The organism is Burkholderia stagnalis, assembly GCF_039848545.1.
In the GTDB taxonomy this organism is placed as follows: Bacteria; Pseudomonadota; Gammaproteobacteria; order Burkholderiales; family Burkholderiaceae; genus Burkholderia; species Burkholderia stagnalis.
Genome location: NZ_CP156686.1, coordinates 1,574,137 through 1,599,834, shown reverse-complemented (window position 1 = coordinate 1,599,834; position 25,698 = coordinate 1,574,137). Strand labels below are relative to the sequence as shown.

The 25,698-nt window shown below is 70.0% G+C and carries 22 protein-coding genes; 14 read left to right on the top strand and 8 right to left on the bottom strand.

Going from position 1 to position 25,698, the window contains the following annotated elements; all coding sequences use genetic code 11:
* Positions 1-27: 27 nt before the first annotated feature.
* Positions 28-1,500 carry a metallophosphoesterase gene (locus ABFO07_RS23820; protein ID WP_059883053.1) on the bottom strand — a complete coding sequence of 491 codons (1,473 nt, stop codon included), beginning with the start codon at positions 1,498-1,500 and terminating at the stop codon, positions 28-30.
* A 231-nt stretch (positions 1,501-1,731) separates the two neighbouring features.
* Between ABFO07_RS23820 and ABFO07_RS23815 the strand changes: the two genes are divergently transcribed.
* Together ABFO07_RS23815 and ABFO07_RS23810 are read left to right on the top strand one after the other, a co-directional pair.
* Positions 1,732-2,583 (top strand): class I SAM-dependent methyltransferase, encoded by an 852-nt coding sequence (locus tag ABFO07_RS23815; protein WP_347468681.1) that lies wholly within the window; start codon positions 1,732-1,734, stop codon positions 2,581-2,583.
* 78 nt (positions 2,584-2,661) lie between these two features.
* Positions 2,662-3,483 (top strand): alpha/beta fold hydrolase, encoded by an 822-nt coding sequence (locus ABFO07_RS23810; protein ID WP_347468680.1) that lies wholly within the window; start codon positions 2,662-2,664, stop codon positions 3,481-3,483.
* A gap of 16 nt (positions 3,484-3,499) precedes the next feature.
* Here the strand turns inward: ABFO07_RS23810 and ABFO07_RS23805 are convergent, their stop codons facing one another.
* Positions 3,500-3,814: a hypothetical protein gene (locus tag ABFO07_RS23805; protein WP_347468679.1), complete on the bottom strand. Its 315-nt coding sequence runs from the start codon at positions 3,812-3,814 to the stop codon at positions 3,500-3,502.
* A gap of 393 nt (positions 3,815-4,207) precedes the next feature.
* Between ABFO07_RS23805 and ABFO07_RS23800 the strand changes: the two genes are divergently transcribed.
* From ABFO07_RS23800 to ABFO07_RS23765, 8 genes are all read left to right on the top strand, one after another.
* Positions 4,208-5,158 (top strand): MurR/RpiR family transcriptional regulator, encoded by a 951-nt coding sequence (locus ABFO07_RS23800; protein WP_059995740.1) that lies wholly within the window; start codon positions 4,208-4,210, stop codon positions 5,156-5,158.
* A complete protein-coding gene (locus ABFO07_RS23795; protein WP_060158099.1) occupies positions 5,155-6,147 on the top strand; it encodes an isoaspartyl peptidase/L-asparaginase family protein in 993 nt (330 codons plus the stop codon). The genes ABFO07_RS23800 and ABFO07_RS23795 overlap by 4 nt, the downstream gene beginning before the upstream one ends.
* Positions 6,148-6,180: 33 nt before the next feature.
* A complete protein-coding gene (locus ABFO07_RS23790) occupies positions 6,181-8,088 on the top strand; it encodes a dipeptide ABC transporter ATP-binding protein (RefSeq protein WP_060150313.1) in 1,908 nt (635 codons plus the stop codon).
* Between the two features lie 127 nt (positions 8,089-8,215).
* A complete protein-coding gene (gene gsiB, locus ABFO07_RS23785) occupies positions 8,216-9,778 on the top strand; it encodes a glutathione ABC transporter substrate-binding protein GsiB (protein WP_059883039.1) in 1,563 nt (520 codons plus the stop codon).
* 89 nt (positions 9,779-9,867) lie between these two features.
* A complete protein-coding gene (gene gsiC / locus ABFO07_RS23780) occupies positions 9,868-10,788 on the top strand; it encodes a glutathione ABC transporter permease GsiC (protein ID WP_059561351.1) in 921 nt (306 codons plus the stop codon).
* Positions 10,789-10,795: 7 nt separating this feature from the next.
* Complete coding sequence (gene gsiD, locus ABFO07_RS23775; protein ID WP_059561348.1) at positions 10,796-11,689, top strand: glutathione ABC transporter permease GsiD; 894 nt, start codon at positions 10,796-10,798, stop codon at positions 11,687-11,689.
* The gene (locus ABFO07_RS23770; RefSeq protein WP_347468678.1) at positions 11,689-12,765 is read left to right on the top strand and encodes a P1 family peptidase; all 1,077 of its coding nucleotides are present in this window, start codon (positions 11,689-11,691) and stop codon (positions 12,763-12,765) included. The genes gsiD and ABFO07_RS23770 overlap by 1 nt, the downstream gene beginning before the upstream one ends.
* A complete protein-coding gene (locus ABFO07_RS23765; RefSeq protein WP_059883033.1) occupies positions 12,762-13,589 on the top strand; it encodes a M55 family metallopeptidase in 828 nt (275 codons plus the stop codon). Before ABFO07_RS23770 ends, ABFO07_RS23765 begins: the two co-directional genes overlap by 4 nt.
* A gap of 308 nt (positions 13,590-13,897) precedes the next feature.
* Here ABFO07_RS23765 and ABFO07_RS23760 read toward each other — a convergent pair whose 3' ends face one another.
* The 4 genes from ABFO07_RS23760 to ABFO07_RS23745 all read right to left on the bottom strand — a co-directional run bounded on the left by ABFO07_RS23760 (position 13,898) and on the right by ABFO07_RS23745 (position 17,089).
* A complete protein-coding gene (locus ABFO07_RS23760) occupies positions 13,898-14,248 on the bottom strand; it encodes a hypothetical protein (RefSeq protein ID WP_347468677.1) in 351 nt (116 codons plus the stop codon).
* A gap of 576 nt (positions 14,249-14,824) precedes the next feature.
* Complete coding sequence (gene pcaG / locus ABFO07_RS23755) at positions 14,825-15,418, bottom strand: protocatechuate 3,4-dioxygenase subunit alpha (RefSeq protein ID WP_059808111.1); 594 nt, start codon at positions 15,416-15,418, stop codon at positions 14,825-14,827.
* A gap of 3 nt (positions 15,419-15,421) precedes the next feature.
* Positions 15,422-16,129 carry a protocatechuate 3,4-dioxygenase subunit beta gene (pcaH, locus tag ABFO07_RS23750; RefSeq protein WP_059883028.1) on the bottom strand — a complete coding sequence of 236 codons (708 nt, stop codon included), beginning with the start codon at positions 16,127-16,129 and terminating at the stop codon, positions 15,422-15,424.
* A gap of 282 nt (positions 16,130-16,411) precedes the next feature.
* Positions 16,412-17,089: a YebB family permuted papain-like enzyme gene (locus ABFO07_RS23745; RefSeq protein ID WP_230951303.1), complete on the bottom strand. Its 678-nt coding sequence runs from the start codon at positions 17,087-17,089 to the stop codon at positions 16,412-16,414.
* 121 nt (positions 17,090-17,210) lie between these two features.
* Here ABFO07_RS23745 and ABFO07_RS23740 point away from each other — a divergent pair, with 121 nt between their 5' ends.
* From ABFO07_RS23740 to ABFO07_RS23725, 4 genes are all read left to right on the top strand, one after another.
* Positions 17,211-17,948 carry a helix-turn-helix domain-containing protein gene (locus ABFO07_RS23740; RefSeq protein WP_059808106.1) on the top strand — a complete coding sequence of 246 codons (738 nt, stop codon included), beginning with the start codon at positions 17,211-17,213 and terminating at the stop codon, positions 17,946-17,948.
* A gap of 74 nt (positions 17,949-18,022) precedes the next feature.
* Entirely contained in the window at positions 18,023-19,024 is a 1,002-nt protein-coding gene (pcaQ, locus tag ABFO07_RS23735) for a pca operon transcription factor PcaQ (RefSeq protein ID WP_059883024.1), read from the top strand.
* Positions 19,025-19,127: 103 nt separating this feature from the next.
* Positions 19,128-19,487, top strand: coding sequence for a type II toxin-antitoxin system RelE/ParE family toxin (locus ABFO07_RS23730; RefSeq protein ID WP_059923241.1), 360 nt, complete (start codon positions 19,128-19,130; stop codon positions 19,485-19,487).
* 76 nt (positions 19,488-19,563) lie between these two features.
* Positions 19,564-19,860 carry an XRE family transcriptional regulator gene (locus ABFO07_RS23725; protein ID WP_059808862.1) on the top strand — a complete coding sequence of 99 codons (297 nt, stop codon included), beginning with the start codon at positions 19,564-19,566 and terminating at the stop codon, positions 19,858-19,860.
* 1 nt (position 19,861) lies between these two features.
* Here ABFO07_RS23725 and ABFO07_RS23720 read toward each other — a convergent pair whose 3' ends face one another.
* Positions 19,862-21,151, bottom strand: a complete 1,290-nt coding sequence (locus tag ABFO07_RS23720; protein WP_347469656.1) for an APC family permease — start codon at positions 21,149-21,151, stop codon at positions 19,862-19,864.
* A 134-nt stretch (positions 21,152-21,285) separates the two neighbouring features.
* Positions 21,286-25,689, bottom strand: coding sequence for a DEAD/DEAH box helicase (locus tag ABFO07_RS23715; RefSeq protein ID WP_347469655.1), 4,404 nt, complete (start codon positions 25,687-25,689; stop codon positions 21,286-21,288).
* Positions 25,690-25,698 lie beyond the last annotated feature (9 nt).

Below are 25,698 nucleotides of genomic sequence, written 5' to 3'. Positions count from 1 at the left end.
CACGGCGGCTGTCGAACGAACCCGTGCTCACGGCGCGATGAACCCCGTCTTGTCGCAGGCGAGCGTCGTGCCGGCCTGCGTGCACGACGCGAGCAGCTTGCCGGCGGCCGAGTACGCGCGGAACACCCAGCCCGTCGCCGGCGCGGGGCGACGCTCCATCATCAGGAAACCGAAGCTGTTGTTGTGCGACAGCTTGTCGATGACCGCGCCGGGCGCGGGCGTCAGCGCGGCCGGGAACGGGTCGGGCAGCGCGACGTCGAGGTTGTCGCCGCCGTTGCCCGACACGATCGTCGCCGGATGGCCGGACGCGAAGTTGATCGCCTGGAAGTCGTGCACGTGGCCGTGCAGCGCGACGTGTACGCCGGGCGGGTAGTACGCCTGCGCGTTGAGGCTCGACATCACCGATTGCAGTGCGAGGTTGCCCGGCGCGGGCGTGCTGCCCGCGATCGGCGCGAACGCGAGGATCGGGTGATGGTTGGTGAAGATCGTCGTCGTCATGCCGGCCTTCGACGCGAGCGCGGCCACCGTCTGGAATTGCTTCTGGTAGATCTGGAACTGCGTGTCGGTCGTCTTCAGCGCATTGCGCCCGACCTTCGCGGTGTCGAACACGATCACCTGCGAGCCGCTGCCGAGCGATACCGCGTACGGCTCCGAATAGTTCGCGTTGGCGTCGTTGGCCGGGTCGTTGCACGAGCGGGCGTCGCTGTACGGGCGCGGGTCGAGGAAGCGGAACCAGCCCTGGCCCGCCCGCGCGCATTCCTCGTGGTTGCCGCGCACGACGACCCATGGCGCCGCCGCGAACAGCGGCGCGGCCGGGCGGAACAGGTCGGCCTGCCACGTATCCCAGCCGTAGCCCCACGGGCTGTCCTTGCAGCCGGCGATGTCGGGCGGGCACGCGTTCTCGCGGTAGTGATAGTCGCCGACGTGCAGCACGAGATCCGGCGACAGCTTCGCGATGCTCGCGGCAATCGTGTCGAACGGCCAGACCGACGCGTCGTTGCACGCCTGCCAGGCGTTGTCGGCCTTCTTCATCCGGCAGCCGGTGTCGGCGAGGATCGCGATGCGCTGCGGCTGAGCCTTCGGCAGCGGCAGCGTACGGCCCGCGACGCTCGCGCTCTGCGCGTCCGCTGGCAGCGCGGCCTCGCAGACCGACACCGGGAAGCTCGACGGCTTCGAATCCGCCGGGTCGCTCGCGGTGGTGCGCTGCGGCGCGGTGGCGGTGCCCGCGCGCAGCGTCATCCGCGACAGCTTGCCGTCGACGACGAGCTGCGGGCACAGCGGATCGCCGGCCGACGCCGGGCTGAAGTTCGTGATCACGCGGGCGATCGCCTGGTTCGCGTCGCCGATCTCGACCCACGCGGCCTGCACGTTGATCGCGGCGCTCGCCGGATCGGCGGGCGTATCGATGTGGTTGGAGCACGCGGACAGCGTCGCGAGAGCCGCGATCGCCGCGAGCGAGGCAAGGCGCGCGGGCGCCGCGCGCAGGAGGAGTCGTCGCATGGAGGTCACCGTTGGAAAGCCGTCAACATACGCAACACGAATGTAAGAATTATGAAAACGATTCGGCGGGCAGCGGCGCGCGGCTCGCCGTCGACGCATTGTGCGCGATTCGGCGAGCGATGTTGCGTCGCGATGAGCGTGACGGGCGGGGCCGCTGCCGCTTGACTTCAAGCCGGCTTGAGGCGGCACACTGCCGATTCGCCTTCCGAGGGCATTCACAGGAAAACGATCATGAACCACACCGAGTCAGCCAACGGCGAGCAGGCCGCACTCTGGAACGGCCCGAGCGGCCGCGCATGGGTCGACACGCAGGCGGTGCTCGACCGGATGTTCGAGCCGCTCGAGCAACTGCTCGTCGAAGCGGCCGTCGCCACGTCGGCGCGGCGGGTGCTCGACGTCGGCTGCGGCACCGGCGCGGTCACGGTCGCCATTGCCCGCCGGCTCGGCGCGCAGGGGCGCTGCACGGGCATCGACGTGTCGGCGCCGATGCTCGACGCGGCCCGCGCGCGCGCCGGGCGCGAACGCGTTCACGCCGACTTCGTCCGCGCGGACGCGCAGATGCACGCGTTCGGCGACGCGCGCTTCGACCTGATCGTGTCGCGTCTCGGCGTGATGTTCTTCGACGATCCGGTGCGCGCGTTTGCGAACCTGCGGCACGCGGCGGCCGACGGCGCGCGGCTGTGTGCGATCGCGTGGCGCGGCGCGGCGGACAACCCGTTCATGACGACCGCCGAGCGCGCCGCCGCGCCGCTGCTGCCGAACTTGCCGCCGCGCGTGCCCGGCGCGCCGGGGCAGTTCGGGTTCGGCGACCGCGCGCGGGTTGCGTCGATCCTCGAGGCCAGCGGCTGGGCCGATATCGACATCCGCGCGATCGACGTGCAATGCGTGCTGCCGACGCATGCGTTGACCGACTACGTGTCGCGGCTCGGCCCCGTCGGCATCGCGCTGCGCGACGTGGACGACGCGACGCGCATGCGCGTGGTCGAAACGATGTGCGCCGCGTTCGCGCGTTACGTTCAGGGGGACGAACTGCGCTACGACGCGGCGTGCTGGATGATCGGCGCGCGCCGGCGGGCCGCGTAGCCGGCCGGCCGACACGATCGCGCCGCGAATGCGCACTACAATCGCGCTTTTCAGCTTCGCCGGACAAGAGGAACAACGATGAGCGCGAAGACCGAGGACATCGAGGATGACGATCTCGTCCGGTTCGCCGGGCAGGGCGCCGCGCCGCTGCCGCGCGCCGGCGTCGAGGGCTGGGTGGCGCATGACGGCGCGCGCATCTGGCATGCGTCGTACGGCGACGGCCCGCCGGTGATCCTGCTGCACGGCGGCCTCGGCCATGGGGGCAACTGGGGCTACCAGGTGCCGGCCATCGTGTCGGCCGGTTATCGCGCCGTGCTGATCGACAGCCGCGGCCACGGCCGCAGCACGCGCGACGGCCGGCCGTATTCCTACGAACGCATGGCATCGGACGTGCTCGCGGTGATGGATGCGCTCGGCATCGAGCGCGCGCGCCTCGTCGGCTGGAGCGACGGCGCGTGCATCGCGCTCGTGCTCGCCGCGCGCGTGCCGGCCCGCGTCGAACGCGTGTTCTTCTTCGCCTGCAACATGGATCCGAGCGGCGCCCGGGAGATGGCGCCGAGCGCGGTGATCGACCGCTGCTTCGCGCGGCACCGGCAGGATTATGCGAGCCTGTCGGCGACGCCGGACGATTTCGAGCCGTTCGTGGCCGCCGTCAGCGAGATGATGCGCACGCAGCCGAACTACAGCGCGCGCGAGCTCGGCGAGATCGCAGTGCCCGTCGCGATCGTGCTCGGCGAGCACGACGAATTCATCCTGCCCGAGCATGCGGCGTATCTGGCCCGTTCGATTCCCGGCGCGGTGCTGACGCGCCTGCCGGGCGTGAGCCATTTCGCGCCGCTGCAGCGGCCGGGCCGCTTCAACGCGGCGATGCTGGCCTTCCTGGGCGACGCGTCGGCATAGGGCAGTTCCGTCACGCCTACGGCGCCCGTCGCGCGCGCAGCATCAGCCACGCGCATCCGGCCGCGACCATCGCCAGCCCGGCCAGCACCGCTTCGACGCCGAGCGCGAAGCCGGCCGGCATTTCGCCGACGCCCGTATCGGGCGGCTGCGCGGCGAACATCGCGCCCGCGCCGCCGAGCAGCAGCGCCGCGCACACGAGCCAGTAGACCTTGCCGCGCCGCGCGGCCGCCCGGATCCGCCACAGCGCGAGCCCGAGCTCGGCGAGATACAGCAGCGCGAGCGTGCCCAGCGCGATGGTGTCGCCGACGAGATCATGCGACACGCCGCTCATCGCGCGCCTCCGCGCCGCCGCCCGGCCGCGACCTGCGGCCTGAACGTCGTACGAGGCAAGGGACGGGAGTCTGACATGGTTGGCATCCGGAAGAAGGGCCACGACACGGAACGCCGCGCGCAGGGGCGCGGCACGCCCGAATGCGGCAGGGCCGTGTGATGTTATACCCGGTGGGAAGGCTGCAACGAAGGGCGATGCAGGAGAAAGAGCCGTGCATTGTAAGCAATTCGCCAGATTGATCGGCAGGGCGAGGCCAATGAGGAGGCGCACCCCCGCGCCGGCGAAGCGCCGCGCATCGGGGTTTCCCTGAGTCGATGAAAATTTATTTTTTTCCGTCTGTGGCGCGTGTAAATTTACTTTCACTTTCAATCACCCGACTGCCGCCGCGCCCGCATGCCGCCGCTTCATCCGCCCGCCGTATCCGACGCCGAACCTTCGATTGCCGCGCGCATCGCGGCCGCGATGCCGGCGCTCACGCCGATTCACCGGCGCATGGGCGAATACGTGCTCGCGAATCCGTTCCGCGCGGCGACGATGCGGATCGACGAACTCGCGCAGGCGGTAAACGCGTCGATCGCCACCGCGAACCGCTTCGCGAAGGCGCTCGGCTTCGACGGCTATCCGGCGATGCGCGCGGCGCTCGTGCGCGGCTTCGAAGCGACGCTCGGGCCGGTCGAGCGGCTGCGCTCCGCGCAGGAACAGGAAGCCGGCGTGCGCGGCGCCGCATGGATCGACGCGGTGTTCGACCAGGCGGTGGAGAACCTCGAGCACACGCGCGCGCAACTGAACGCGACGCAGGTCGAGGCGGCGGTCGAGGCGATCGTCGCCGCGCGCCGCGTGCTGATCCTCGGCGCGGGATCGAGCGCGTTTCTCGCGGGGCTGATGGAGCACGGCCTGTCGGTCTGTCACGACAACGTGCAGTCGCTCGCGCTGCTCGGCGGCCCGTCGCACGCGGCGCGGCGCCTGTATTCGGCCGATGCGCGCGACCTGGTGATCGCGATCGCGTTTCCGCGCTACGTCGAGGACACGATGGAACTGGCGCGCCGCGCGGCCGCACGCGGCGCGCAGGTGCTCGCGCTGACCGACGGCCCCGATTCGCCGCTCGCGCCGTGCGCATCGCTGATGCTGTTCGTGACCGCGCGGCGGCGCTTTGCGGCCACGTCGGAAGCGGCCGTGCTCGCGATGATCGAGGCGCTGATCGACGCGGTCGCGCTGCGCACGCACCGTTCCGCGAAGGCCGCGGCCGAGATGACCGAATTCCTGTTGCCCTGGCTCACGCAGCCGCAGGCCGCGCTGCCGGACACGCACCCTTCACCTTCATCCTCCCGTTCGAGAAAAGCATGACTTCACCCGCGATCGTGGCGATTCATGGCGGCGCAGGCACGATCCTGCGCAGCGCGATGAGCACCGAAACCGAGCTGCAGTACCGCACCGAGCTGGCGGCGATCCTGCGCGCCGCGCAGGCGGTGCTCGCCGACGGCGGCAGCGCGCTCGACGCCGTCACCGTCGCGGTGCGGATGCTCGAAGACTGCCCGCTGTTCAACGCGGGGCACGGCGCGGTATATACGGCCGACGGCACGCACGAACTCGACGCCGCGATCATGGACGGCGCGACGCTCGCCGCCGGCGCGGTGTGCTGCGCGACGCGCGTGCGCAATCCGGTGCTCGCCGCGCGGCGCGTGATGGAAGCGAGCGAGCACGTGCTGTTCGCCGGCGCGGGCGCCGACGCGTTCGCGGCCGCGCACGGCCTGGAGCTCGTCGAGCCGGGCTATTTCGGTACCGACGCGCGCCGCGCGCAGTGGCTCAAGGCGCGCGAAGCCGCGGGCATGCTGCTCGATCACGACGCCGCGACGTTCGCGTTCGGCGACGGCGCACCGCGCCCGCCCGAGCCGCTCGACCCCGACCGCAAGCACGGCACCGTCGGCGCGGTCGCGCGCGATCTGCACGGCCACGTCGCGGCGGCCACGTCCACCGGCGGGATCACCAACAAGCAGCCGGGCCGGGTCGGCGATTCGCCGATCGTCGGCGCGGGCTGCTACGCGGACGACGCGACCTGCGCGGTATCGTCCACCGGCACCGGCGAGATGTTCATCCGCCTCGCCACCGCGCACGACGTCGCCGCGCAGATCGCCTATCGCGGCGCGTCGCTGCAGGACGCCGCGCATGACGTCGTGATGAACAAGCTGCCGCGCATCGCGGGCCGCGGCGGGATCATCGCGGTCGATGCGCACGGCAACGTCGCGATGCCGTTCAACACCGAAGGGATGTATCGTGGCTATGCGCGTGTCGGCGATGCGCCCGTGGTCGGGATCTATCGCGATGACGCGGCCTGAGCCCGCGCCGCGCTTGCATCAGGAGAGGCCCGCATGACGACGAAGCGAACCCAGGCCGCGCTTGCCATGCCCGAACGGCGCGTCGTCGCGGTCGACGACCTGTCGGTGACGTTCCGCCGCGAAGGCGCGACGTTCGACGCGGTGCGCGGCGTGTCCTTCCACGTCGACCGCGGCGAGACGCTCGCGATCGTCGGCGAATCCGGCTCCGGCAAGTCGGTCACGTCGCTCGCGCTGATGCGGCTCGTCGAACACGGCGGCGGCACGATCACGCGTGGCCGGATCGCATTCCGGCGGCGCAACGGCACGCAGCTCGACCTCGCGCAGGCAAGCGCCGCGACGATGCGCGGCGTGCGCGGCGCGGATATCGCGATGATCTTCCAGGAGCCGATGACGTCGCTCAATCCGGTGTTCACCGTCGGCGACCAGATCAGCGAGGCGATCGCGCTGCACCAGTCGAAGAGCGCGTCGGACGCGCGCGCCGAGGCGCTGCGCCTGCTCGACCTCGTGCGCATTCCGGAAGCGCGCCGCGTGTTCGCGCGCTATCCGCACCAGCTCTCCGGCGGGATGCGCCAGCGCGTGATGATCGCGATGGCGCTGTCGTGCCGGCCCGCGCTGCTGATCGCCGACGAGCCGACCACCGCGCTCGACGTGACGATCCAGGCGCAGATCCTGCAATTGATCCGCGGCCTGCAGGACGAGATGAACATGGGCGTGGTGTTCATCACGCACGACATGGGCGTGGTCGCCGAGGTGGCCGACCGCGTGCTCGTCATGTATCGCGGCGAGAAGGTCGAGGAGGGCGACGCGCCGCGCATCTTCGCCGCGCCCGAGCACCGCTACACGCGCGCGCTGCTCGCGGCCGTGCCGCGCCTCGGCTCGATGCAGGGCACCGACGTGCCGGAGAAATTCCCGCTGCTGAAGGTGGAGGGCGCAGCGGCCGCCGAAGCCGTGCCGCCCGTTGGGGACGACGCTGCCGCGCTCGCCCAGCCGGCGGTCGACGCCGCCGCGCCGCCGGTGCTGCGCGTGCGCGACCTCGTCACGCGCTTTCCGGTCAAGAGCGGGCTGTTCGGCCGCGTGTCGCAATACGTGCATGCCGTCGAGCGCGTCAGCTTCGAGCTGCGCCCGGGCGAGACGCTGGCGCTCGTCGGCGAATCGGGCTGCGGCAAGTCGACCACCGGCCGCTCGCTGCTGCGCCTCGTCGAATCGCAGAGCGGCTCGATCGAATTCGACGGCCGCGACATCAGCGCGATGAAGGGCGCCGACCTGCAGGCGCTGCGCCGCAATATCCAGTTCATCTTCCAGGATCCGTTCGCATCGCTGAACCCGCGGCTCACGGTCGGCTTCTCGATCATGGAGCCGCTGCTCGTGCATGGCGTCGCGAGCGGCCGCGCCGCGCAGGAGCGGGTCGACTGGCTGCTCGACCGGGTCGGGCTGCCGGCCGAGGCCGCGCGCCGCTATCCGCACGAATTCTCGGGCGGGCAGCGCCAGCGGATCGCGATCGCGCGCGCGCTCGCGCTGAACCCGAAGGTCGTGATCGCCGACGAGTCGGTGTCCGCGCTCGACGTGTCGGTGCAGGCGCAGATCGTCAACCTGATGCTCGACCTGCAGCGCGAGCTGGGCGTCGCGTACCTGTTCATCTCGCACGACATGGCGGTGGTCGAGCGCGTCAGCCATCGGGTCGCGGTGATGTATCTCGGCCAGATCGTCGAGATCGGCCCGCGCCGCGCGGTGTTCGAGGCGCCACAGCATCCGTACACGAAGAAGCTGATGAGCGCGGTGCCCGTGGCCGATCCGGCGCGCCGGCACGCGCTGCGCCAGTTGCCGGCGGACGAGGTGCCGAGCCCGATCCGCGCGGCCGGCGACGATCCGGCGGTCGCGCCGCTCGTCGCGGTCGGCCCCGATCATTTCGTCGCGACGCATCGCGTCGGCGGCGCGTACTGACGCACGAGGAGGTCACATGGACCGCAGTTGCGCACGCGCCAGGCAGCGACGGTTGTTTCCCGAGCGGAGGCAGTCATTCCGCGATTCCCACCACGCGTCACCGAATCACGCACAGGAGCCAGCCCACATGAACAAATCGCTTTCGTTCCCGATGTTCCGTCCGCGCGCGCTGCTCGCCACGGGCGCGAGCGCGTTCGCGCTGGCGGTCGCGCTGCCCGCGTTCGCGCAGCAGACCGCGGTGATCGCGGTCGGCGAGACGTTCACGACGATGGACCCTTACGATTCGAACGACACGGTGTCGCAGGCGGCCGCGAAGTCGTTCTACGAGGGGCTGTTCGGCTTCGACAAGGACATGAAGCTCGTCAACGTGCTCGCGACGAGCTACACGGCGTCGCCCGACGCGAAGGTCTACACGGTCAAGCTGCGCCAGGGCGTGAAGTTCCAGGACGGCACCGATTTCAACGCGGACGCGGTGAAGGTCGTGTTCGACCGCGTGACCGATCCGGCGAACAAGCTGAAGCGCTACAACCTGTTCCGCGTGATCGAGAAGACCGAGGTCGTCGATCCGTATACGGTGAAGTTCACGCTGCGCGAGCCGTTCTCGGCCTTCATCAACACGATCGCGCATCCGTCCGCGGTGATGATCTCGCCGACGGCGCTGAAGAAGTGGGGCCGCGAGATCGGGCTGCATCCGGTCGGCACCGGGCCGTTCGAATTCGTCGAGTGGAAGCAGACCGACGACATGAAGGTGAAGAAATACGCCGGCTATTGGAAAAAGGGCTATCCGAAGATCGACATGATCGACTGGAAGCCCGTGATCGACAACAACACGCGCGCGGCGCTGATGAAGGCGGGCCAGGCCGATCTCGCGTTCCGGATTCCGTACGAGCAGGTCGCCGACCTGAAAACCAACCCGAAGCTCGACGTGGTCGAGCGGCCGTCGATCGTGGTGCGCTACATCTCGCTGAACACGCTGCAGAAGCCGTTCGACAATCCGAAGGTGCGCCAGGCGCTCAACTACGCGATCAACAAGGATGCGCTCGCGAAGGTCGCGTTCTCCGGCTTCGCGATGCCGGTGCCGGGCGTCGTGCCGCCGGGCGTCGAGTACGCGACGAAGACCGGCCCGTGGCCGTACGACCCCGCGAAGGCGCGCGCGCTGCTGAAGGAGGCCGGCTATCCGAACGGTTTCGAGTCGATCCTCTGGTCGGGCTACAACAACACGACGTCGCAGAAGGTGATTCAGTTCGTCCAGCAGCAGCTCGCGCAGGTCGGCGTGAAGGTGCAGGTGCAGGCGCTCGAATCGGGCGAGCGCGTCTCGAAGGTCGAGAGCGCGCAGGACCCGGCGAGCGCGCCGGTGCGGATGTTCTATATCGGCTGGTCGTCGTCGACCGGCGAGGCGAACTGGGCGCTGACGCCGCTGCTCGCGTCCGCGTCGAAGCCGCCGAGGCTGTTCAATACCGCGTACTACCAGAACGGGCTCGTCGACGAGGGGCTGGAGAAGGCGCTGTCGACGACTGACCGCGCGAAGAAGGGCGAGTACTACGCGGGCGTGCAGAAGCAGATCTGGGCCGATGCGCCGTGGATTTTCCTCGTGCAGGAAAAGATCGTCTACGCGCGCAGCAAGCGGTTGCAAGGCATGTACGTGATGCCGGACGGCTCGTTCAATTTCGACGAGATCTCGCTGAAGTAAGCGCATTCAATACGCACGTTCACGCGCGTCACGGCGCGCCGGTTCAGCGATGACGTCGCGCCGGCGCGCCGCCCAGGTTCGGTGCCCTCATGCTGAATTTCATCGTCAAACGTCTGTTCGGCCTCATGCCCACGCTCGCGATCGTCGCGGTGCTGGTGTTCCTGTTCGTGCACCTGCTGCCGGGCGACCCCGCGCGGCTCGCGGCCGGCCCCGAGGCCGACGAGGCGACCGTCGCGCTGGTGCGCGCCGATCTCGGCCTCGACCGGCCGATGCCCGCGCAGTTCGCGAACTTCTTCGTGAAGATCGCGCACGGCGACTTCGGCAAGTCGACGCGCAGCAAGCGCGCCGTGTCCACCGAGATCGGCGAGCGCTTCATGCCCACGCTGCTGCTGACGCTCGTCAGCATGGGCTGGGCGACGCTGTTCGGGATGGCGATCGGCATCGCGTCGGCGGTGTGGCGCAACCAGTGGCCGGACCGCGTCGGCATGACGCTCGCGGTGTCCGGCATCTCGTTTCCCGCGTTCGCGCTCGGCATGCTGCTGATGGAGATCTTCTCGGTGAAGCTCGGCTGGCTGCCGGTCGTGCCGGACGGCACCTGGAAGAGCTACGTGCTGCCGTCGCTGACGCTCGGCGCGGCCGTCGCGGCGGTGATGGCGCGCTTCACGCGCGCGTCGTTCGTCGAGGTGCTGAACGAGGATTTCGTGCGCACCGCGCGCGCGAAGGGCGTGCACGAGCCGATGGTCGTGCTCAAGCACTGCCTGCGCAACGCGATGATTCCGGTCGTCACGATGATGGGGCTGCAGTTCGGCTTCCTGCTCGGCGGCTCGATCGTCGTCGAGGCGGTGTTCAACTGGCCGGGGCTCGGGCGCCTGCTGGTCGATGCGGTGACGATGCGCGACTACCCGGTGATCCAGGCGATCGTGCTGCTGTTCTCGCTCGAGTTCATCCTGATCAACCTGACCGTCGACGTGCTGTACGCGGTCATCAACCCGACCATCCGGTTCAAGTGAGGCCCGCATGAACGCGACTGTCCAGACCGCGGCGCCGGCCGCATCCGCGGCGATCCGCACGCCGTGGCGCGAATTCTGGCGCAAGTTCCGCAAGCAGACCGTCGCGCTCGTCGCCGGCGGCTTCGTGCTGCTGCTCGTCGTGCTGGCGTTCGTCGGCCCGCACGTCGTGCCGTTCGACCCGGAGAACTATTTCGACTACGACGCGCTCAATGCGGCGCCGTCCGCCGCGCACTGGTTCGGCGTCGATTCGCTCGGCCGCGACATCTTCAGCCGGATCGTCGCCGGCACGCGCATCTCGCTGGCCGCGGGCTTTTTCTCGGTCGCGCTCGGCGCGTTCATCGGCACCGTGTTCGGCCTGCTCGCCGGCTACTACGAAGGCTGGTGGGACCGCATCACGATGCGCGTCGCCGACGTGCTGTTCGCGTTCCCGGGCATCCTGCTCGCGATCGGCGTTGTTGCGATCCTCGGCAACGGGATGATCAACGTGATCTGCGCGGTGGCGATCTTCAGCATCCCGGCGTTCGCGCGGCTCGTGCGCGGCAACACGCTGATGCTCAAGCACATGACCTATGTCGAGGCCGCACGCAGCATCGGCGCGTCGGACTGGACGATCATCATGCGGCACATCCTGCCGGGCACGGTGTCGTCGGTCGTCGTCTACTTCACGATGCGGATCGGCACGTCGATCATCACCGCGGCGAGCCTGTCGTTCCTCGGGCTCGGCGCGCAGCCGCCCACGCCGGAGTGGGGCGCGATGCTGAACGAGGCCCGCGCGGACATGGTGAGCGCGCCGCACGTCGCGATCTTTCCGAGCCTCGCGATCTTCCTGACCGTGCTCGCGTTCAACCTGCTCGGCGACGGGCTGCGCGACGCGCTCGATCCGAAGCTGGAGCGGCGCTGATGGCCGGTGCATCGACGGGGATGTCGACGCTGCCCGCGGGGCCGCGCGGCACGATCGCCGACGTGCCCGGCGTGACGGTCGGCCACTGCACGCTCGACGCGGGGGCGGTGCAGACCGGCGTCACCGTCGTGAAGCCGCATGCGGGCGACCTGTATCGCAGCAAGGTGCCGGCCGGCGCGGCGGTGATCAACGGCTTCGGCAAGAGCGTCGGGCTCGTGCAGGTCGGCGAGCTCGGCGTGATCGAGACGCCGATCGCGCTGACCAGTACGTTCGGCGTCGGCATGGTCGCGCATGCGCAGATCCGCGCGGCGATCGCCGCGAACCCGGCGATCGGCCGCGACTGGCCGACCGTCAACCCGCTCGTGTTCGAATGCAACGACGGTTACCTGAACGACCTGCACGCGTTCGCGGTCGCGCCGTCGCATTACGACGACGCGTGCCGCGCAGCGTCGCGCGATGTCGTGCGCGGCGCGATCGGCGCCGGGCGCGGGATGTCGTGCTTCGACCTGAAGGGCGGGATCGGCTCCGCGTCGCGGCGCGCGGTGGCCGCGCAGCGGCCGTACACGGTTGGCGCGCTGGTGCTCGCGAACTTCGGCCGGCTGCCGATGCTGACGCTCGGCGGCGTGCCGCTCGGGCGCATCGTGAGCGCGCGGCGTGAAGCGGGGCACGGCGGGCAGGCCGCGCCGCCCGAACAAGGCTCGATCATCATGCTGCTCGCGACCGACGCGCCGCTCGACGCGCGGCAACTCACGCGGCTTGCGCGCCGCGCGGCGGCGGGGCTTGCGCGCACGGGGTCGGTCTACGGTCACGGCAGCGGCGACATCGCGCTTGCGTTCTCGACCGCGTATACGGTGCCGCACGACGCGCACCACGTGGCGCTGCCCGCGCTGCTTGCCGACAGCGCGCTCGACCCGCTGTTCCTGGCGGCGGCCGAAAGCGTCGAGCATGCGATCGCCGATGCGCTGCTGCAGGCGGTGACGGTCGCGGGGCGCGACGGTCACGTGCGGCAGTCGCTGCGCGATGCCGTGCCCGACCTCGACCGTCTGCTCAACGAAGGACCACCCATCCGGACATGAAGATCCTGATTTCGACCGATATCGAAGGCGTCGCCGGCGTGTTCGCCACCGAGCAGACGCGGCCCGGCAACCCCGAATACGAGCGCGCGCGCCGCTGGATGACCGCCGAGGCGAACGCGGCGATCGAAGGCGCGTTCGCGGGCGGCGCGCAGGCCGTGTGGGTCAACGATTCGCATGGCGGCTTTCGCAACCTGCTGCCGGATGCGCTCGATGCGCGGGTGCGGGTCGTGCTCGGCAAGCCGCGGATGCTCGGCATGATGGCCGGGCTCGAGCAGCGGCCCGACCTCGTGTTCATGATCGGCTACCACGCGAAGTCGCAGACGCGCGGCGTGCTCGCGCACACGATCAACAGTTTTGCGTTCACGCAGGTCTGGCTGAACGGCATCGAGCTCGGCGAGGCTGGGCTGTATGGCGCGCTCGCACGGGAATACGGTGCGCACGTCGCGCTGGCGTCCGGCGACGACGTGTTCGCCGAAGAGACGCAGCCGCTGTTTCCCGCCGCGCGCTTCGCGACGGTCAAGACGGCCGGCGGCGCGGCGACCGGCGACACGCTGACGCCGGCGGCTGCCTGCGCGCGCATCGAGGCCGCGGCGCGCGAGACCGTCGAGCACGCGCGATCGGCGGGCTGGCACGCCGGCGCTCACCAGCCCGTGCCGGCGGCCTGTACGTTGCGCGTGCAGACGGCCGCGCTCGCGGACCTGTTCGGCGTGCTGCCGTCGCTCGAGCGGGTGGATGCGGTGACGCTGCGGTTCGACGCGCCGTCGGTCGAGCATGCGGTGCGCACGCTGAATAGTTTGTCGGCGATGTCGTTCATGCTGCGGTGAAGTGCCGGTATGGCGCACGCACTCTTGGCTGCGAGCGGACAAAAAAATGCGCGACCGCCGTATCACGGGCAGGCGCGCTCAAAGGCACTCGGTGTCGCACGCATGGCGCGACCGGCGATCGGCCGGCCATCGTGGCGGGATGAATTATTTCCTGTATCGACGTAATCCAAGGCAATCGAATTCGATTGGCACATCATAGGGCGCATAAAGCGCAAGAGCAACGGATTAGATCAATGCAACGGCAGGCCCGCGCATGTTGCATCGCGACAATCCTTCCCGCGCAGCGGCGCCTGCTCCGAGCGCGCCCGTCAAACTGGCACGAACCGGTTCGTCGCGTCGTCGAACACGATATTTACATCGCCGGGCACGAGCGGCACATCGAGCGGATCGGCCGGCACCGCCGGTATCACCATGCCGTTCTGCCCCGACGACAGGAACAGCGCCACGAGATCCTGCACGTAGAACTGGCGGAGTCGACGCTGATGTGAAGTGTGGTCGCGGCCATGACGAGCGACTGGGACGTAATCCATGCAATCGGCATGGTTGCCCTGCGCCGGCGGCTGCGCAACGACGTCTTTCACCAGCGTCACATAATGGCCGCCGCTATAAATGGTATTGAGGCCGGCATTATCGATTGTGATGCTGATCTGATCGCTCATTTCCCGCCTGAAAAAGAAATTTAGTGACGAATAATGAAATAAAGCGCTTCCATCAAGCAGCACAGCACCCCCGGGATGCGGAACAACGCCGTGCACAATGCGCGAGCGCGATGCTTCCGCACGAAGGGATCCGGTAACGGCAAGCCGGGTGTAATCCGTCGCGTCGCGAGAAAAGGGGCGCGCCGGCCGAGCCACGGTGCGGCGCGCAAACGGCACAAGGATCGGTGCGACGGCCGGCGTCAGGGGCCGGTCGGGATGCAGGCGGGTCGAGTGCGTGACATCGGAATTCCCCGTGACTGTTTAATTAATCGCGTATTCGATTTTTTATTTCTTGTCTGATTTTAATGTCGGCTCGATTCATCATAGATCGCGCATTTGGACATGCAAGGCGAATATGCAGAAGAAATCGAAAACGCATTGATTTATTTTTACGCCCGCGCAAATCGGCCGAAAAGCGGGCGGTGAAGCGCGGGGGAGAGCAACGTTTTGCTCGTGGCGACGCGGCGGCGAGCGAAAAATGCGCGCGGCGGGGCGCGCGATGCGAGCCCCACCGGTCGGCCGCCGCCGGTGCGCCGGTCAGACGTCGAAGAATACGGTTTCGTCCGGGCCCTGCATGCGGATGTCGAAGCGGTACACGGTCGGGCCGCCCGGCTGCGCGTCGCGTTTCGCGACGAGCGTCGCGCGGCGTTCGGCCGGCACGGCGTTCAGCACCGGATCGGCCGCGTTCGCCGCCGCTTCGTCGTCGAAATACACGCGCGTGAACGCATGCGTGAGGATCCCGCGCATCATCACCGTCACGTTGATGTGCGGCGCATCGTCCGCGGCGATCCGGCCCGGCTTGACGGTCTCGACGACGAAGCGATGCTGCGCGTCGGTGCCGGTGCCGACCCGCGCGAAACCGGTGAAGCCGGTGTTCGCGATGTCGGCGCGCGAGGCCGGGTACCGGCCCGCGCTGTCCGCCTGCGTGAATTCGAGCAGCGCGTCGCTGACGACGTTGCCGTCGCCGTCGAACACCCGGCCGACCAGCAGCACGTGCTCGCCGGCCGCGTGTGGCGCGGCGATCGCCGGCGTGAACAGGCTCTTCAGGTCGTAGTTGTACTGCTGCGGGCTCAGGCCATAGGCGAAGTACGGGCCGACCGTCTGCGAAGGGGTTTGTTTCAGCGTCGTCATGGTTCAGCGCTCCGTCGGGGTGGCGTCACGGCCGCGCAGCACGATGTCGAATTCGTAGCCGAGCGCATAGCCTTCTTCGGTGATGTCCATCGAAAACCGCGAGATCAGCCGGTCGCGCGCCTGCTCGGGCGTGCCCTGGAAGATCGGGTCGTACGCGAGCAGCGGATCGCCGGGGAAATACATCTGCGTGACGAGGCGCTGGCCGAAGTAGTCGCCGAACAGCGAGAAGTGGATGTGGTTCGGGCGCCATGCGTTCGGATGGTTGCCCCACGGATACGCGCCCGGCTTGATCGTCAGGAAGCGGTAGCGGCCTTCGTCGTCGGTCAGGCAGCGGCCGGCGCCGAGGAAGTTCGGGTCGAGCGGCGCGTCGTGCTGGTCGACCTTGTGCACGTAGCGGCCGGCGGCGTTTGCCTGCCAGACCTCGACGAGCGTGTTGCGCACCGGCTTGCCGCCTTCGTCGAGCACGCGGCCCGTGACGACGATGCGCTCGCCGAGCGGCTCGCCGTTCTTCACCGCATTCTTCGTCAGGTCGTGGTCGAGCGCGCCGAGATCTTCGGCGCCGTAGACGGGCGCGTACTGGTCGCGCAGCTTCTCCTTCAGCGGAATCAGCGGGCGGGTGGGGCCGCGCTTCACCGACGAGCGGTATTCGGGGTGGATGTACGCGGGATGCGACGGCCAGTCGCGCGGCGTGAGGATCGTGGGGGAATCCATCGGGCGTCTCCTGATAGGTTTTCGCAGAGGGGATGGCACGACTTTAGCCAAACCGTCAGGTTATGCAAAATGATGATTTTTCGTGGATAGCATAACCAGTTGTTATGTATTGCGCGGCGCCGGCGCCAATAAAGAAGCCGCCGGACAGGGCAGCCTGTCCGGCGGCTAAAGCGATCGGGCTCGCGTGTCGTCGGTGACGAACGTTGCACGGCCCTCCAGCCAGCCCGTCGCTGTTTATTGTTGGTTTTTTATGGTTGTTGCTTGTCTGCGTCGCGCCGCCCGTTACGCGCGGCCCGGATCGAACACGATCCCGTCGAATTCGAGCGTCAGCTTGCTGCTGCGGATCAGGCTCGCGGGCGTCACCGTCTCGCGGCCCCACGGAATACGCCCGAAGTACCACAGCCGCCAGAAGCCGAGCTTCGCGCCGGGGCGGCGTTCGAGCAGCGTCGCGAAGGTCTCGACGTCGCCGGGCTCGATGCCCGTCGCGTCGCCGAGCACTTCGCGCACGTAGCGCGAGCAGAACTGCCGCCGCGAGCGCAGGTTGAAGCCGGTGTCGTACAGCGTGCCGATCCGCCGTTCGGCGGCCGCATGCACGCGGCGCTGCTCGTCCGCGGTGGGTGGCGTCGCGAGCCGCGCCAGCGCGAGGCGGCCGCCCTCGGAGCGCGCGACGAAGCGCGACAGCGGCGTCAGCTTCGCCCACGGGAACGTGCTTTCCGCGACCATCGGCTCCGCGCCCGACGTGTCGACGACGATCCCGACATGGTTGGTCCAGCTGCCCGTTGCGTCCGCCACTTCGCGGAACGGGCGCGCCGTCACGCGGATGAACACGAGATCCCCGATGTGCGCGCTCGCGGCGAGCGTGCGGACAGTGGCCAGCGGCAGCGTGCGCGCGGTGTCGCGGGCGTCGCGCGGTGCGGCGCGGGTCGCGTTGCAGGCGGCGGTTTCGGTTCGGGTGGACATCGCAGCTCCGTCGTTCGATGGCAGGTCGGAGCGGATTATGCGGACAAGTGCTAAAAAATGTACGGGGGCTTGCGTCGGTAGCCTAATATCTCTCATTTAGTATCTTTTTTCGATACCAGACATGACCGAAATCGCCCAACTCATCGATACGCTGAAGCGCCTGCTGAAGGCGCAGGGCATGACGTACCGCGACGTCGCGCGCGAGCTGGACGTCTCCGAGACGAGCGTGAAGCGGCTGTTCGCGAGCGGCCGCTTCACGCTCGAGCGCGTCGTGCAGATCGGCCAGGTGCTCGGCTACACGCTCGCCGAGCTCGTGCACGAGGCGTCGGCGTCCGCGCCGCGGCTGCACACGCTGAGCGAGCAGCAGGAGGCGCTGCTGGTGTCGGACGAGAAGCTGCTGCTGGTCGCCGTCTGCGCGATCAACTACTGGACCGTGGCCGACATCGTGTCGGCCTATCGGGTGACCAAAGCCGAATGCCTGAAATACCTGCTGATGCTCGACCGGATGAACGTCGTCGCGCTGCTGCCGGGCGACCGGATCCGCGTGCGCGTCGCGCGCGATTTCGACTGGCTGCCGGACGGCCCGATCCGCCGCTACTTCCACGCGCACGCGCTCGGCGATTTCCTCGACAGCCGCTTCGACGGCCCGGGCGAGACGATGACGTTCTCGCAGGGGATGCTGACGGCGGCGGCTGCCGCGGAGCTCGACCAGGAGCTGCGCCGGCTGCGCAGCAAGGCGGCCGCGCTGCACGCGGAATCGTCCGCGGCGCCGCTCGGGCAGAAGCACGGCACCGGGCTGCTGGTCGCGAAGCGGATCTGGGAGCCGGCCGGCTTCGAGGCGTTGCGGCGCACGCCGTGACGTGCGCGGTGCTTGGGCTTATCCGGAAAGTTATGCAAAATGGCCATTCACCGTCATTCGCATAACCCTTTGTTATGAATAACCGTATTGCCGACGGCCGCGTCAAGTTTCGGCACCTGCAGTGCTTTCTCGCGGTCGCGCAGCTCGGCGGCGTGCAGAAGGCGGCCGAGAGCCTGTCGATCACGCAGCCGGCCGTGTCGAAGACGATCGCCGAGCTGGAGGCGATCCTCGGGGTCCGGCTGTTCGAACGCGGCCGGCAGGGCGCGCGCCCGACCCGCGAGGCGCAGCTGTTCATGCCGCATGCGAACGCCTGCGTGCTCGCGCTGCGGCAAGGCGTCGGGCTGCTGGCGCACGAAGGCGGCGGCGCGGCGGCGACGCTCGAGATCGGCATGCTGCCGACCGTCGCGGCCTCGCTTGCGCCGGCGCTGATGAAGGCGCTGGCCGCGCGCTGGCCGCGCGTCGTCGTGCGGATCGCCACCGCCGCGAATGCCGAGCTGCTCGAACGCCTGAAGGCGGGCACGATCGAATGCGCGATCGGGCGGCTGTCGGAGCCGGAGCGGATGGTCGGGCTCGCGTTCGAGCAGTTGTACAACGAGCCGCTCGTCGCGGTCGTGCGCGCCGGGCACCCGCTGCTGGCAAGCGCCGCGCCGGCCGCCGAGCTGGCGCGCTACCCGGTCGTGCTGCCGCCGTACGGCACGCTGATCCGGCAGTCGGCCGAGCAGTTGCTGGGCGCGTGCGGCGCGCCGCCGCTGGATGCGTTCATCGAGGTGCTGTCCGTGTCGGTCGCGCGCGCGCTCGCGCTCGAGAACGACGCGGTCTGGTTCGTGCCGCTGTATGCGGCCGAATACGACCTGTCGGCGGGCGCGCTGGCGCGCGTGCCGCTGCCGGTGGCCGGCACCGACGAGCCGGTCGGGCTGGTCCTGCGGACCGACGCGCAGCCGTCGCCGGTCGCGCGCACGCTGATCGACGCGGTGAGGGAAATCGCGCGGGCGCGGCTGGGCGACGGGCGGCCGGGGGAGGCATTGCAACGCGGCCGGCGGCGCACGCGCGGCAGTCATGCGGCAAAGCCGCGCTGACATGCTGCACGACCCGGACGCGGGAGGCTGGCCGAACGGCTGAGATTGGCGTTCGTCGCGCTTGGCCTATCGTATCAATTTTGGTACGATAGGCGGCAAGACGATGTCGAGACAGCAATTGCAGGCGACGCTGGCCGTGCGGTTCTTCTGCACGGCCAGCGGAAACGAACCGGTCCGCGAATGGCTCAAGGGGCTCGGGCCGGCGGAGCGGAAGGCAATCGGGGAGGAGATCACGACGGTTCAATTCGGCTGGCCGCTTGGCATGCCGCTGGTTCGGAAGATGTCGAGGGATCTGTGGGAGATCCGGGTGACGCTTCCGACGCGAATCGCGCGAGTCTTCTTCACCGTCGTCGGCGACGCGATGGTCCTGTTGCACGGGTTCATCAAGAAGTCGCCGACCACACCGCCGGACGATCTCGACGTCGCAAGATCCCGGCTGAAAGCCGTGAGCAACGGCATCTGAATTCCGCGTACACGGCGCCGGTTGGTGCCATCAAGGACGATCGTGCAGCGGGCAACGCAAAGCAATGGAGTACGACATGACGACCCCGAACAACGGCCACATCGGCAGCGACTTCGACGCTTTCCTCGAAGAGGAGGGCCTCCTCGAGGAAGTCACCGCGACCGCTATCAAGCGGGTGATCGCGTGGCAGATCGAACAGGAAATGAAGGCGCAGCACCTCACGAAAACCGCGATGGCCGCGCGCATGAAAACCAGCCGCGCGGCACTCAACCGCCTGCTCGACGAAACCGACACGAGCCTCACGCTGACGACGCTCGCGAGCGCGGCCGCAGCGCTTGGCAAGCGCCTGAGCTTCGAGCTGGTGCCGGCCTGAGTTACCCGCCGCGCGCCGCTACCCGCAAGTAAAGCAGCGCGCCGCCGGCCAGCAGCGCCGGCCATACGAAATACCACCCGGTCGTCAGGAACAGCCCCGCGACCGCGACCAGCGAAACCCACGCGCAGCGTCGCGCAATGCCGCCGCGCGGCAGCAGCTTCAGCGCCGCCGCGGCGCCCAGCCCGTACACCATCACGAAACAGCCCGACGTGGCGAGCACGAGCGGTTTCGGCCCGACGTCGGCGACCGTCGTCGCGACCAGCGCGAGTGCCGCGAGCGCGGCGATCACGCCGAGGCTGCGGCGCGGCACGCCGCCGACCTGGCTGCCCTGCGCGAGCCACGCAGGCAACGCGCCGTCGCGGCCGAGCGCCGCGCCGAGCTTCGCCGCCCCCGCGAAATACGCGTTCATGGTGCCGAGCGTGAGCAGCAAGGCCGCCGCGGCCGCCAGCACCTGCGCGTGGCCGCCGATGCCGCGCGCGATCAGCTCGGCGAGCGGCGCACCGGATGCGCCGGCCGACGGGCCGAGCACCGTCACGCTGGCTGCCGCGACCGCCAGGTACAGCAGCCCGACCACCACGACCGCGATGCCGGCCGAGCGCGGCATGTCATGCGCGGGCCGCCGGAATTCCGCCGCGAGATGCGTGATTGCTTCCCAGCCGGCGAAGCTCCAGACGAGCAGCGCGGCAGCCTGACCGATCGCGAGCCAGCCGTGCGGCGCGAACGGCCGGAGGTTCGACACCTGCGCGTGCGGTGCGGATGCCAGCACGGCGGCGACCAGCAGCGACACGAGCAGCGCGGACAGCACGAGCTGCATTCGCCCCGATACGGTCACGCCGAACGCGTTCGCCGCGGACACGCTCGCGATCAGCGCGGCCGCGGTGACGACCACCGTCGCATGGCCGCCGCCCGTCACGGCCGCGACGTACGCGCCGCCGAACGTCGCCGCGGCCGGCGCGCCGGCCGGCACCGCGAAATAGAAGCACCAGCCGACGATCGCCGCGGCCTTCGGCCCGAACGCGCGGCGCGCATAGGTCGACACGCCGCCCGCATCCGGAAAGCGCGCGCCCAGCGCCGCGAAGGTCGCCGCGAGCGGCGCGGACAGCACGACGAGCGCCGCCCATGCGAGCAGCGACGCGGGGCCCGCGACTTCGGCGGCGAGCGCGGGCAGGCCGATGACGCCGGTGCCGAGCACCGCGCCGACATACAGCGCGGCGCCCTGGAAGATGTTCAGCGTGCCGGTGTGGTGAACGGGGGATGACGACGCGGCGCGCGGGTCGGCCGAGGAGGGCATGAGCAAGTGTCTCCGGACAGGTTGATTGCGTGCGCATATCGGCACGCGCAGCGGAAGGCACGATGCTAGCGGAATGCCCGGGCGCGCGCGTGCGGTCGTTCAGTAGTCCGTTCTGCGCAGGCTGTCAGCCGGTGTCAGGCGCGGCGCGCGAGCCGCAGGCGCGCGTCCTCGCGTGCGGCCGGAGCCAGGTCGGGCGCGTAGTGGAACGCGCCCGCGACGAGCGACGCCACCGGCACGCCGTCGCGGAACAGCACGCGGTTGCCGGCCAGTGCGGGCACCTTGTCGCCGGGCAGCAGCGTGCCCGCGAGATTCAGCGGATCGGCGCCCGTCACGCAGACGAACTGCCCGTTGCCCGGTTGCCGCCGCAGCTCGCGCAGGATCGGGATCGCCTCGGGCAGCGCAAACTGTTCGCCCGCGAGCCCGGCGACGAAGCGCCCGCCGCGGATCTCACCGCGCGCTTCCAGGCGCTGCAGCACGCGCACCAGTTCGCGCCAGCTCGGCAGCCAGTCGGCCTCGCGTTCGAGCAGCCGCCAGAACACCACGCCGTAGCGGCGCAGCAGCGTCCACGCGACGTGTTCGAGCGCAGCGGGATCGGTTGCGGCGGGCATGCGCGCCGGTGGCTGTTGCGGCTCGGCGCGCGGCGCGGGCCGCTGCACGAGCGCCCAGCGCCCGGCGTCGTCCATGCCGCCGATCAGCGCGCCGCCGCGCCGCGTGCGCGGTGCATAGGTCGGCCCGCGTTTGACGGTCGGCTTCAGCAGCGCGCGCAGGCCCGCGAAGCTGTCGGCGTTCACGAGGCCCGCCGACACGAGCTCGCCGAGCGCCTGTTCGAGTTCGACCGGCAGCAGGTGCAGGTCGCCGAGCAGTTCGTCGAAGAACATCGCGCCGTGTGCGGCGAGCGCATCGCGCACCTGCGTCGCGCGCGCCGACAGCGCGGGTTGCGCGGCGGGATCGCGCAGCGCCTGCCACGCGGCGAGGTCGCGGCGCGGCAGCAGCACGATCGGTGTCGTCTTCACCGGCGTGCCCGCCGCGCGCGCCGGCGCGCCGATGCGAGCCCACACCAGCTTGCCGGAACGGCACAGTTCGTCGAGCCCGCCCGTCGTGTAGTCGGTGAGCCGGGCGGGGAGCAGCGCGTCTTCCCACGCGCTCGCGGCGGCTTCGTAGCCTTCGAGCTGCTCGACGACGGCGGCCAGTGCATCGCGCCCCGCGCCGCGCGTGTCGGGTGTCAGGTGCTGCCAGTGGAACAGGAAGCGCATGAAATCGGCGCGCTCGACCGGCTCGATCTCGCGGCGCAGGCGCTTCACCGTGTAGCGGTGGATGCGCGCGAGCAGGTGGCGCTCGCACCATTCTTCGCCGGCCGCACCGGGGGTGAAGCGTCCGCGCATCACATAGCCTTCCTGCTCGAGCGCGGCCAGCGCGGCCGCGGCCGATGCGGCGGGCAGGCCGAGCGGGCGGGCGATCGCGTCGAGCGTGAGCGGGCCGAAGCCGGTCAGCCGCGCGCGGATCACGTCGATGCGCGCGGCGTCCGCGTCCCACGGTGCGGCGCATGCGGCCGGCACCTTCAGCGCCGGTGCGCAGCGCGCATCCGGATGCAGCGCGCGCAGGCAGACGAGCCGTTCGACCGGCACCCACAGCGCCGCGCCGCCGGGCGTGACGAGCTTCGTCGCGCGGCGGCGCGCGGCGAGCTCGTCGAGCCACGCGGGCCAGCCGTCGTGCGCCTGCGCCTCGTCGTCGGCCATGCACGCAAGCGTGAGCAACGCCTCGTGCATCTCGTCCGCGTCGCGCACCAGCGGCCACGCTTCGTCTCGCACCGCGGCGATCGCGTCGGCGTCGAGCGCGCCGAGATCGTCCGCGGATTCGGGGTCGCTCCAGCGGCGCGCCTGCACGGCCTGCGTGCGGCGCTCCTCGAGCGGCGCGTCGTCGAGGAACGCGTACGGCTTCGCGTTGAGGATCTCGGCCGCGAGCGGCGACGGCGCCGGCAGGTCGCGCGCGACCAGCTCGATCGCGCCGCTCTCGATGCGGCGCAGCAGCGCGAGCCAGCCGTCGCTATCCATCGCATCGTGCAGGCAGTCGTCGAGCGTCTGGTCGACGAGCGGATGAGACGGAATCTCGCGCTCGCCGACGACGTTCTCGAGGCACGCGGCCTGGTCCGGGAACACGGTCGCGAGCAAGTCGTCGCTCTTCATCCGCTGCAGTTGCGGCGCGGTGCGCTTGCCGCCGGTGAAGCGCGGCAGCGCGAGCGCGGTGGTCGCGTTCCAGCGCCAGCGCACGCCGAACATCGGCGCGTCGAGCAGCGCCTGCACCAGCACGTGCTCGGCGCTGGCCGAACGCAGGTAGCGCCACACTTCGTCGAGCGCGAAGCTGTGCGCGAGCGACAGCGACAGCACGATCGCGTCGTCGGTCGCGGCAGCTTGCAGCTCGAAATTGAACGTGCGGCAGAAGCGCTTGCGCAGCGCGAGCCCCCACGCGCGGTTGATGCGGCTGCCGAACGGCGAGTGGATCACGAGCTGGGTGCCGCCCGATTCGTCGAAGAAGCGCTCCATCACCAGCGTGTCCTGCGTCGGCAGCGCGCCGAGCGCCGCGCGGGTGCGCGCGAGGTAGTCGACGATCTGGCGCGCGGCGTCGGGCGACAGCTGCAGGTCGTCGACGAGCCAGCGCAGCGCCGGCGCGAGGCGGCTCGATGCGGCATCGGCATCGGTGCGCTGTGCGCCGCGTGCCGCGGCATCGCGATCGCCCTGCGCGAACAGCGCGTCGAGCCGCGCGCGCAGCCGGCCGACCGCGGCCGACAGCTCGTCGCTGCGGCCCGGCGCCTCGCCGAGCCAGAACGGGATGTTCGGCGACTGGCCCTGCGCATCCTCGACGCGCACCCGGCCCGTCTCGACGCGGATGATCCGGTACGACTGGTTGCCGAGCTGGAACACGTCGCCGGCCAGGCTCTCGATCGCGAAATCCTCGTTGACGGTGCCGACCTGGATGCCCTGCGGCTCGAGCAGCACCGCGTAGTCGGCCATGTCGGGGATCGTGCCGCCCGAAGTCGTCGCGGTCATCATCGCGTTGCGGCGCCCGCGCACCGTGCCGCCGACCACGTCGCGGTGCAGGTACGCGGCGCGCACGCCGCGCCGGCTGCTGAAGCCTTCGGCGAGCATCGCCAGCACCGCGTCGAAGCGTGCGCGCGGCAGGCGCGCATACGGCGCCGCCTGCGTGAAGCTTTGGTATAGCGCGTCTTCGTGCCATTCGGCACACGCGACCTCGGCGACGATCTGCTGCGCGAGCACGTCGAGCGGCGCGTCGGGAATCCGCAGCGTGTCGAGTTCGCCGCGCCGCACGCAATCGAGCAGTGCCGCGCATTCGACGAGCTCGTCGCGCGACAGCGGAAAGAGGCGCCCCTTCGGCACGCCGCCGACGTGGTGCCCCGAGCGGCCGACGCGCTGCAGGAACGGCGCGATGCCGCGCGGCGAGCCGACCTGGCAGACGAGGTCGACGTCGCCGATGTCGATGCCGAGTTCCAGCGACGCCGTGGCGACCAGCAGCTTCAGCTCGCCGCGCTTCAGGCGCTGTTCGGCGTCGAAGCGGTGCTCCTTCGCGAGGCTGCCGTGATGCGCGGCGATCGCGTCCTTGCCGAGCCGGTCCGCGAGATGGCGCGCCATGCGCTCGGCGGTGCGCCGCGTGTTGACGAACACGAGCGTCGTGCGGTGCGCGGCCGCGAGCCCGGCGATCCGGTCGTACAGCTGTTCCCATACGTCGGTCGCCATCACCGGCTCGAGCGGCACGTTCGGCAGCTCCAGCGCGAGATCGCGCTCGCGCGCATGGCCCGTGTCGACGATCGTGCAGTCGCGCGGCGCGCCGGCATGCCCGCCCACCAGGAAGCGCGCGACTGCATCGATCGGCTTCTGCGTCGCCGACAGGCCGATGCGCGGCAGCGCGCGGCCCGCCAGCGCATCGAGCCGCTCGAGCGACAGCGCGAGATGGCTGCCGCGCTTGCTGTTGGCCAGCGCATGGATTTCGTCGACGATCACCGAGCGCACGGTCGACAGCATCTGGCGGCCGGACGTCGACGACAGCAGCACGTACAACGATTCCGGCGTCGTCACGAGGATGTGCGGCGCGCGCTTGCGCAACGCCGCGCGTTCGGCCTGAGTGGTGTCGCCGGTGCGCACCGCGGTGCGGATCGCCGGCACCGGCAGGCCGAGCCGCGCGAGCGATTCGGCGATGCCGGCGAGCGGCGCGTCGAGGTTCACGTGGATGTCGTTCGACAGCGCCTTCAGCGGCGACACGTAGACGATCAGCGTGGCGTCCGGCAGCGTGCCGTCGTGCGCGAGCGCGTCGCGCACGAGTTCGTCGATCGCGCACAGGAACGCGGTGAGCGTCTTGCCGGAGCCGGTTGGCGCGGCGACGAGGGTCGAGCGGCCGGCCTTGATGTGCGGCCACGCGAGCGCCTGCGCGCCGGTCGGCGCGGCGAACGTGCGCCGGAACCAGGCCGCGACGGCGGGATGGAACACGTCGAGCACGTCGGTTGCGGGGCGGGTGGCGGCGAGGGCCATCGTGAGCGG

Coding starts and splice junctions, on each gene's coding strand:
- ABFO07_RS23745 (WP_230951303.1), bottom strand. CDS start 17,089: ATGTCCACCCGAACCGAAACCGCCGCCTGCAACGCGACCCGCGCCGCA.
- pcaG (WP_059808111.1), bottom strand. CDS start 15,418: ATGACGACGCTGAAACAAACCCCTTCGCAGACGGTCGGCCCGTACTTC.
- ABFO07_RS23720 (WP_347469656.1), bottom strand. CDS start 21,151: ATGCCCTCCTCGGCCGACCCGCGCGCCGCGTCGTCATCCCCCGTTCAC.
- ABFO07_RS23730 (WP_059923241.1), top strand. CDS start 19,128: ATGTCGAGACAGCAATTGCAGGCGACGCTGGCCGTGCGGTTCTTCTGC.
- gsiB (WP_059883039.1), top strand. CDS start 8,216: ATGAACAAATCGCTTTCGTTCCCGATGTTCCGTCCGCGCGCGCTGCTC.
- ABFO07_RS23715 (WP_347469655.1), bottom strand. CDS start 25,689: ATGGCCCTCGCCGCCACCCGCCCCGCAACCGACGTGCTCGACGTGTTC.
- ABFO07_RS23795 (WP_060158099.1), top strand. CDS start 5,155: ATGACTTCACCCGCGATCGTGGCGATTCATGGCGGCGCAGGCACGATC.
- ABFO07_RS23815 (WP_347468681.1), top strand. CDS start 1,732: ATGAACCACACCGAGTCAGCCAACGGCGAGCAGGCCGCACTCTGGAAC.
- ABFO07_RS23770 (WP_347468678.1), top strand. CDS start 11,689: ATGGCCGGTGCATCGACGGGGATGTCGACGCTGCCCGCGGGGCCGCGC.
- ABFO07_RS23725 (WP_059808862.1), top strand. CDS start 19,564: ATGACGACCCCGAACAACGGCCACATCGGCAGCGACTTCGACGCTTTC.
- pcaH (WP_059883028.1), bottom strand. CDS start 16,129: ATGGATTCCCCCACGATCCTCACGCCGCGCGACTGGCCGTCGCATCCC.
- ABFO07_RS23810 (WP_347468680.1), top strand. CDS start 2,662: ATGAGCGCGAAGACCGAGGACATCGAGGATGACGATCTCGTCCGGTTC.
- ABFO07_RS23760 (WP_347468677.1), bottom strand. CDS start 14,248: ATGAGCGATCAGATCAGCATCACAATCGATAATGCCGGCCTCAATACC.
- ABFO07_RS23790 (WP_060150313.1), top strand. CDS start 6,181: ATGACGACGAAGCGAACCCAGGCCGCGCTTGCCATGCCCGAACGGCGC.
- ABFO07_RS23765 (WP_059883033.1), top strand. CDS start 12,762: ATGAAGATCCTGATTTCGACCGATATCGAAGGCGTCGCCGGCGTGTTC.
- pcaQ (WP_059883024.1), top strand. CDS start 18,023: ATGAATAACCGTATTGCCGACGGCCGCGTCAAGTTTCGGCACCTGCAG.
- gsiC (WP_059561351.1), top strand. CDS start 9,868: ATGCTGAATTTCATCGTCAAACGTCTGTTCGGCCTCATGCCCACGCTC.
- ABFO07_RS23740 (WP_059808106.1), top strand. CDS start 17,211: ATGACCGAAATCGCCCAACTCATCGATACGCTGAAGCGCCTGCTGAAG.
- ABFO07_RS23800 (WP_059995740.1), top strand. CDS start 4,208: ATGCCGCCGCTTCATCCGCCCGCCGTATCCGACGCCGAACCTTCGATT.
- ABFO07_RS23805 (WP_347468679.1), bottom strand. CDS start 3,814: ATGAGCGGCGTGTCGCATGATCTCGTCGGCGACACCATCGCGCTGGGC.
- gsiD (WP_059561348.1), top strand. CDS start 10,796: ATGAACGCGACTGTCCAGACCGCGGCGCCGGCCGCATCCGCGGCGATC.
- ABFO07_RS23820 (WP_059883053.1), bottom strand. CDS start 1,500: ATGCGACGACTCCTCCTGCGCGCGGCGCCCGCGCGCCTTGCCTCGCTC.